The organism is Myxococcus eversor (assembly GCF_010894455.1).
Lineage (GTDB): Bacteria > Myxococcota > Myxococcia > Myxococcales > Myxococcaceae > Myxococcus > Myxococcus eversor.
Genome location: NZ_JAAIXY010000007.1, coordinates 459,164 through 466,933, shown reverse-complemented (window position 1 = coordinate 466,933; position 7,770 = coordinate 459,164). Strand labels below are relative to the sequence as shown.

The following is a 7,770-nucleotide window of genomic DNA, read 5'->3' as shown; positions in this document are numbered from 1 at the left end:
CAGAGAAGCCCGTGCCGGCGGTGCCCACCACGGCGCCCGAGGCAGGCGTCGTAATCGTGGGAAGGGTGGGAGCGGTCTTGTCCACGGTGAAGGTGCGCTGCGCGGCGGTGCTCGTGTTGCCAGCGGCGTCGGTGGCCGTGACGCTCATCGTGCGCGAGCCCTCGGCGAGCGAGGTGTTCGTGGGCAAGGACCAGGCGCCGGTGGCGGAGGCCTGAATGGTGCCGACGCTGGTGCCATCGACGAGGACCGTGACGGAGCTCAGATTCTCGGCGGTGCCAGAGAAGCCCGTGCCGGCGGCGCCCACCACGGCGCCCGAGGCAGGCGTCGTAATCGTGGGAAGGGTGGGAGCGGTCTTGTCCACGGTGAAGGTGCGCTGCGCGGCGGTGCTCGTGTTGCCGGCGGCGTCGGTGGCCGTGACGCTCATCGTGCGCGATCCCTCGGCGAGCGTGGTGTTCGTGGGCAAGGACCAGGCGCCGGTGGCGGAGGCCTGAATGGTGCCGACGCTGGTGCCATCGACGAGGACCGTGACGGAGCTCAGGTTCTCGGCGGTGCCGGAGAAGCCCGTGCCGGCGGTGCCCACCACGGCGCCCGAAGCAGGCGTCGTAATCGTGGGAAGGGTGGGAGCGGTCTTGTCCACGGTGAAGGTGCGCTGCGCGGCGGTGCTCGTGTTGCCAGCGGCGTCGGTGGCCGTGACGCTCATGGTGCGTGAGCCCTCGGCGAGCGAGGTGTTCGTGGGAAGGGACCAGGCCCCGGTGGCGGAGGCCTGGGTGGTGCCGGCGCTGGTGCCATCGACGAGGACCGTCACGGAGCTCAGGCTCTCGGCGGTGCCGGAGAAGCCCGTGCCGGCGGTGCCCACCACGGCGCCCGAAGCAGGCGTCGTAATCGTGGGAGCGGCGGGCGCTGTCGTGTCCACCGTGAAGTGGCGCTCCGCGACGGGACTCGTCTCGCTGTCCGCGTCGGTGGCGGTGACGGTCAGCGTATGAGCCCCCTCCTCGAGCTCAAGGTCCGTCGGCAGCGACCACGTTCCGGTGACGCTCGCCTCGATGCTGGCGTAGGGGACGCCATCCAGCAGGACATCCACTGTGCTCTCGGCCTCGGCGGTGCCGGAGAAGCCCGTACCGGCGGTGCCCACGGCGGCGCCCTCGGTCGGCGTCAGAATCACCGGCACGAGGGGAGGCGCCAGGGCCTCCACGGTGAAATAGACAGGGTCACTCGAAAGGCTGCTCAGCCCCTCGAACTCGGCGTGGGCGGTGAGCGAGTAGATGCCGTCATCCAGGTCCTTCGGCACACGGACGGAGAAGTCTCCAGAGGCCCCCACCTGCGTGGCGGGGAGCTCCTGCTCCGGCGTGGCGGGGCGCTCCACGTTGCCCATGCGCAGGAAGACCGTGGCGCCGGGATCTCCCGTGCCCGTGATGACCGGCGTCGGAGCCAGCATCGACTGGCCGTCGCCGGGCGTGGTGATGGCCGGCGTCCTCGGAATGATGAGCGCGTGCTCCACCAGCGTGGCGTCACCCGGCTCACCCACACTCGTGCCGGCATTGCCGGAAGCGTTCTCTCCGCCCGTCACGCGGACAGGGCAGCCCGTCAGCGTGCCCGCCTGGAGCAGCACCTTGCCACCGGCTCCGGGGCCGAACCCCTCGCCGATGCCGAAGGACTCCGAGGGAGTCCCGGGCCCGCCCTGGGCCATCAACGCCTCGCACTCGGCGCTCTCCACGAGCCGCGCGGAGATGCTTCCTCCTTCGCCACCGCCCTCGGTGCCCAAGTCCCACGGCATCGCCTGTCCATTGGCTTCGATGCGTCCCGCGCCCGTGAGCCTGCGCGCCCGGAAGAAGACGACACCACCATCCCCCAAGGGCTGCCGACGCAGCAGCGCGCCGCTCGCGGTGATGATGCCGCCGTTGTGCAGCGTCCCGGAGGCCAGGAAGGCCACTACGCCACCGGAGGTCCCATTCCAGCTCCGGGCCTTCAGCTCGCCCGTGGGATGGATGGTGACGCTCGTGTACTCAGGGACTCGGATGACCTGCGTGGAGAAGGGCACGAAGTCGTTCAGCAGGGGCCGGGTCAACGTCAGCAGGCCTCCGCGCACCCGCGACACGCGCGCCAGCTCCCAGACCCCCTCGGGGCTCTGCTCCCGAGGGCCAAAGGTGAACGTGGCCACGGACGAGGTCCGCACGGGACCGACGCCCACGGTCTGCAACACCATCACCAGGTCACCCGCCGCGAAGCCCTCGGCGGCGTCGACTCGAAGCTCGTGGTCTCCCTTGTTCAGCGGCGCCGTCACCGCGGCATAGCTGTTGATGACCCGGCTCTCGTGCGCCTGGACGGTCAGCGTCTCGTCACGCCCGGCGCCGAGCCCGAAGACATCCGCCTCGGCGAATGCGGGAAGCGCGACCAGCGCCAGGGCGCAGGTCAGAAGGTGCATCCATCCCGATGTTTTCATGGCGAGGCTTCCTGGGTTGTCGGCAGCATGAGGAGGAGCTCGACCCGGCGGTTTCGCTCTCGGCCCTCGGGGGTGCTGTTGCTTTGAGCGGGATGTTCCGGGCCGTAGCTCCGGAGCCGCAGCTTGTTGGGGGCCACCCCGTGTTCCACGAGGTAGCGCCACACCGCCTCGGCGCGACCGCGGCCCAGGCGGGGATTGAACGTCTCCGCGGTCGAGTCATCCGTATGACCGTCGACCGTCATCATCTTCACCGCGGGATTCGTGAGCAGCATCTCCACGGCGCGGTCCAGGTCGGCGGACTCGGCGGGCAGCTCCGTGCTGCCCGACCTGAAGTACACCTTGCCCTCGAGCACGAAGCGGTCCCTCGACACGTTCGCGATGGGCGACATCTCTCCTGGGCCCGGAATCATCGAACCCATCTCGCTCTGGAACTCGCTCGCGCGCCTCGTCGGCGTGGGCAGGGGCACCGACTCGTGGACGATGCTCGTGTCCGTGTCCGGCCTCGAGTCCTCACCCAGCATGTACGAGAAGGAGACGCCCGCGAGCAGCCGGAAGAGGGGGATGCCCGGCTCCGCGCCGAAGCCCAGGCCGGCGAGCGCGAACAGCTCCACGCCTTCCCGAGGCGCATAGCGCCCGCCTCCCAACAGCTCCACCGCGCCCCGCGCCTGCTTCCAGGAAAGGCCCGCGTTGAGCGCCAGCTCCGCCCGCAGGGGCGAGCCCACCGTCATCAACCCCGCGCCAATCCGAAGCTCGCTGCCCAGCTCACGCGACTCCAGCGTGGGGACCTGGATGACCGCGGTGGGGCGCAGCAGCACGCCCAGCTCGAAGGAGGGTGCGAAGTTGGTGCCCAGCCTTCCTCCCACCATCATCTTCGCGAGGAGGCTCGTCTCCGATTCGCGCGCCAGCGCGCCCTGCGTGCCCAGGGGGAGGAAGACCCCCACGTCGGCGGCCAGGTCCACGGAGTCGTCGTCCTCCGTGCGCAAGATGCCCACGCGCGCTCCCACGCGGGGAGCGCCGACGCCATGTCGCGTGGGGGCAATCACTCCCTGTGAGAGCGTGTCATCACCCTCGCGCTGGGTCAGCACGGGCAGCCGGACGTCGAGCTGGAGCCGGGAGCTCAGGCCCCAACCCATGACGAACACCGCCGTCGAGCGACTGCGCAAGAGGGGGATGTTCTCCCCCTTGGCGTTCAAGGTCAGCGGCGCGTGCTGGTAGTGACCGAGCACCATCACCCGCAGTTCACCGTCGCGGAGCACGGTGCCGCCGCCCGTCGCCAGGGGACCCGGGCCTGGATTCACCTCCAGGCGCTCCAGGGTGAACGCTGGAAGGGCCGCTGGCTCCTGGGCGCGAGCCACCTGCGCCAGCAGCAGCGCCGCCAGCGTCCATCTCCGCAGCCACCTGGCGCACCAACCGCTCATCCGCGTCCCATGGCACGTGACAGACAAAGGGGTTCATGCGGGAGACAGCCCGCGGACACGCGCCGGGTTGAGGCTGAGAGCAAGGCACGTACCAAGGCCGCTGCGTCGTAAGCAACCCAGGTGGGGCCCCGCCATGCGTGCCGGTGGAACGCGGTTGCGTCCCCATGGACCGCAACGAGGACGCGGAGCGGCGGATTCCAGGGCCACGGGGCCGGCTTGGGGCTGGCACGGAACGGGCAAGTGCACGCGGGACGCATGGCTTTCCAGGAACGACTCGCGCTGTCCCTCACGCTGACCCAGGGCGGGCAGACGTTCGTCATTCCCGGGGGACAGGTGGAGGCCTTCTCCATCCAGCTCCTGCCGCACGGCTTCACCGCCTCGGTGAGCTTCTGGACCGGACTGGAGAAGGACGACGCGGCCCTCTTCACCGCCTTCTCCACCCAGGACCTCCTGGACGTGAAGCTCTCCATCATCAAGGGGGGCTACCCCGTTCCGACGACGCCTCCAGAGCCGCTCAAGCTCCATGGACTGGCGCGTGCCCGGGGACTGGAGGCGCGGACGCACGGCCCGGTGGCGGGGGCGGAGGTGCGCTTCCGGCGCTACACGGTGGAGTTCGAGGACGCCGCCCGGGTGCTCTGGCGTCAGCACCGACCCACCGAGCTGCGCACGGACACCACGCTCGCGGCCCTGCTGACGGAGCACACGGCGGGGGCCTTCGCGCTGGACTGCGACTGGGACGTGCTCGACGAGAAGCGGCCTCTCATCTGTCTCGCGCTGGGGGAGGACGCGCCGGGCGTGGGCTTCCACGACTTCGTCGCCTGGCTGGCGGCGAGCCGGGGCGGCATCTGGACCTATGACAGCGTGAAGGACCGCTATGCGTTCCTGGGCCGCAAGGCGCCCGTGGCCAGGGCCGCGCCTCTGTCGAGGGAGAAGGTGGAGCGGGTGGAGGTGGTGATGCCGCCCGTGCCCCGGCACGCGGCTCGCGTCCTCAATGCCTCCGCGCTCCAGTCCTCCACGCTGGAGGTCCCGGCGACCGTCGGTGTCGCGGGGCTCCATCAGGACTACCTGGTGCGCACGCCCATCGTCTCCCAGGTGGAGCAGCGGCAGACGCTGGAGGTCTCCCGACTGCGTGTTCCCCAGCGACGGCTGCGACTCACGTTCCGCCACTACCCCACCGTCGCGGTGTGTCCCGGCGCGGGCATCCGGCTGGAGGGCGCGCTGTGGGGCCGCGCGGCGGTGGGGATGGGGGAGGACCTTCGTTCGGTGGAGCTGGTGCTTTCGGCTCGGTCGCTTGAGGAGGGGCCTCACGCGGGGTTGCAGAACACGGACGCGGGCTTCGACATGGAGATGTCGCTCCTGGTGGAGCGCACGACGGACACCACGGTGACGCTGCCGGCGCATCGCACGCCGCGCTATCCCATCCACGTCGAGGGCAAGGTGCTCAGCCCCGGAGGCGGGGAGAAGGACCGCATCTACCTGCTGTCGGAGGACAAGAAGACCTCGGTGCTCACGTGGCGTGTGACGGTGCCGCTGTGGAACAAGGCGGTGAGCGTGCCGGCCGAGCCGGGCTTCTTCCCTGGCCACTTCTACTTCCCGCCGTACAAGAACGCGCGCGTGCTGGTGGAGCTGCACTTCGACCGGGCGGAGCTGCACCGCCACCTCGACTGGGCGGACGCCGCGCGGCTTCCACAGGACGGGCAGGGCGACGGAATCCTGCTGGGGAAGAACGACACCAGTCAGACCTCCATCGTCCACGACTACCAGGACATGAAGCCCGTGTGGCACCTGCGCAGAGTCTCCGGTCCGGACACCGAGACGGTGCGCATGGCCGAGGGCGTGATGATGTTCCGCACGAAGGAGGAGACCGGCGTCGCCGCCGCCGAGTCCACCTACGATGTCTCGCCGCAGGTCGAGACGGCGCGCGCGGACCTCACGGCGGGAGTGAGTGGAGCCATGGGCGAGACGACCGCCGCGTACAAGACGGCGGCGGGTGCCTCGCAGGCGAAGCTGGACGGCGCCACGACGGAGACGCAGGCGAAGCTGGAGGCCGCACAGGCGGCGGTGGATGCGAAAGTCGCGGAGACGCGGGCCGCGCTCAACGGCGCCCTGTCGGGGCTCAATGGAAGCACCGCTCCGCTGGATGGCGCCGCGACAGAGGCCCGCGCGGCGTTGGAGCGACTCAAGTGACGCGCGAGGCGCGGGTGTCTGGGCGTCGTCGATTGGCGCGAGTGAGCCGAAGGGAGGTCGAGTCGTGAAGGCATTGCTGGGCACGTTGACGGAGCTTCGGGGCGACCTGGAGTCGTGCGGGACGGGCTGCACGGCGCGCGTGGGCTCCTCGCGCACGGCCGTCGAGTCCGTGGGGAGCGGCATCGAAGCCCTCATCACGTCGATTCGACCCGAGCTGGAGCCCGTGCTCGCGGCGCTCCTGGGGCGCATCGACGCGCTGGACGCGAAGCTGGCGTCGCGAAAGGACGACGAGGACGCGGCCCGGCTGCGCGCGGAGTTGTCCCCCTTGCGCGCCCAGGTGGATGGCGCCTCCGCGTCGATGGCGTCCTCGTTGACCGCGCTGGAGGGAAGCGTGGGCGCGCCATTGCGTTCGAGCCGGGAGGGCGCGGCGACGTCGCTGGGCACGCTCGAGACGACGATGTCCGGGCAGGTCGAGTCCCTGCTCGCGCAGGTGGAGACGGTGGAGAAGGCCGTGGTCCCCGCCCAGGCGCAGGTGGAAGGCATCATCACCCAGGCGGGGGAGGCGCTGGATGCGCTGGTGAAAGGCGCTGTCGCCGCCGTCGCCGCCATCCGTGAACCGTTGCAACAGGCGGTCAACACCGCGCTCGCGACGCTGGAGACCGTCCTCGCGCAGCTGGCCACGGTGAAGGAGCAGGTGCTGGCGCTCTTCACGCCGCTGCCCGCGGTGCTGGAGCAACTCCAGACGCTGTATCAGACGCTCGTCGGCTCGCTGGAGGCACTGCTCACGCGCGTGAGCACGTTGTTGGATGCGATTCCCGCGGCGAACCTCCCCAAGCCGCTCGTGACTCCGGCGGTGCAGGCCATCACGCAGGTGGTGACGCAAATCACCACGCAGCTCGGCACGTTCTCCTCGCAGATGGCGACGCAGATGTCCTCGCTCCAGGAGCAGGTGCTCACCCAGGTGGACACGGTGAAGACCCAGGCCCTGCAGCAGGTGGATACGCTCCAGCAGCAGCTCGTGCAGCAGGTCGACACGCTGAAGCAGGCCGTCCTCGCGCAGGTGGAGCCCGCGAGCGCGCAGATGGATGCCGCGGTGTCCGCCGCTGTCACGCAGGTGGGGACCGCGAGGGACCAGGCCGTCGCGCAAGTCACGACCATCCAGGACCAGATGACCGCTCAGGTGGACGCGGTGAAGTCCCAGGTGAAGGAGCGGCTCCCCGCGCTGGAGCAACAGGTCGACGCGGGGGCGCAGGCGGCCCAGGCACAGATGGAGGCCGCGGGTGCTTCCGCAGAGGAGCAGGTCACCACGGCGCGCACCGGTATGAAGTCCCAGGTGGACGGCGTGGCGAGCAGCGTCGGTGCGTCACTCGATTCATTGGAGGCACGGATGACGCTGCCTCCTGTGCCGCCGGTGCCTTCTGTGCCGCCGGTACCGTCAGTGCCCCCAGTGCCTGGAGGTCCGCTCAGGGCGTGAGCCGCTGGACGGCAGCGGGGAGTCAGGACGTGGCGGTCAGGCGAGAGTTGACCTCACCTGCCGCATCGTGACGTCAGACTTGCCTCAGTGACTCGCGGGGACTCTGGGCCTGGCGGCGCACATCCGGATGTCCCAGGATGTCTCCTGGGGCGCCCACGGCCCGCTGTATGTCGGGACGCCCTCGCCCTCGCTGCCGGCAACGTTACTGTCGGGGCGCGCGCTCCGTTGCTGCCGTCGACGACGTCACTGTC

At 70.2% G+C, this 7,770-nt stretch carries 4 protein-coding genes; 2 read left to right on the top strand and 2 right to left on the bottom strand.

Annotation, left to right across the window (positions count from 1 at the left end):
• Positions 1-2,440: Ig-like domain-containing protein (locus tag G4D83_RS17335; protein WP_205522652.1), on the bottom strand; the 2,440-nt coding region annotated here is incomplete at its 3' end.
• Positions 2,437-3,858 carry an OmpA family protein gene (locus tag G4D83_RS17330; RefSeq protein ID WP_163865862.1) on the bottom strand — a complete coding sequence of 474 codons (1,422 nt, stop codon included), beginning with the start codon at positions 3,856-3,858 and terminating at the stop codon, positions 2,437-2,439. The genes G4D83_RS17335 and G4D83_RS17330, both read right to left, overlap by 4 nt.
• 255 nt (positions 3,859-4,113) lie before the next feature.
• On the opposite strand from G4D83_RS17330, the gene G4D83_RS17325 reads away from it, so the two are divergent.
• Both G4D83_RS17325 and G4D83_RS17320 read left to right on the top strand, forming a co-directional pair.
• Positions 4,114-6,045: a hypothetical protein gene (locus G4D83_RS17325; protein WP_163865861.1), complete on the top strand. Its 1,932-nt coding sequence runs from the start codon at positions 4,114-4,116 to the stop codon at positions 6,043-6,045.
• A 64-nt stretch (positions 6,046-6,109) separates the two neighbouring features.
• Positions 6,110-7,519, top strand: coding sequence for a hypothetical protein (locus tag G4D83_RS17320; protein WP_163865860.1), 1,410 nt, complete (start codon positions 6,110-6,112; stop codon positions 7,517-7,519).
• Positions 7,520-7,770 lie beyond the last annotated feature (251 nt).

Coding starts and splice junctions, on each gene's coding strand:
- G4D83_RS17330 (WP_163865862.1), bottom strand. CDS start 3,858: ATGAGCGGTTGGTGCGCCAGGTGGCTGCGGAGATGGACGCTGGCGGCG.
- G4D83_RS17325 (WP_163865861.1), top strand. CDS start 4,114: ATGGCTTTCCAGGAACGACTCGCGCTGTCCCTCACGCTGACCCAGGGC.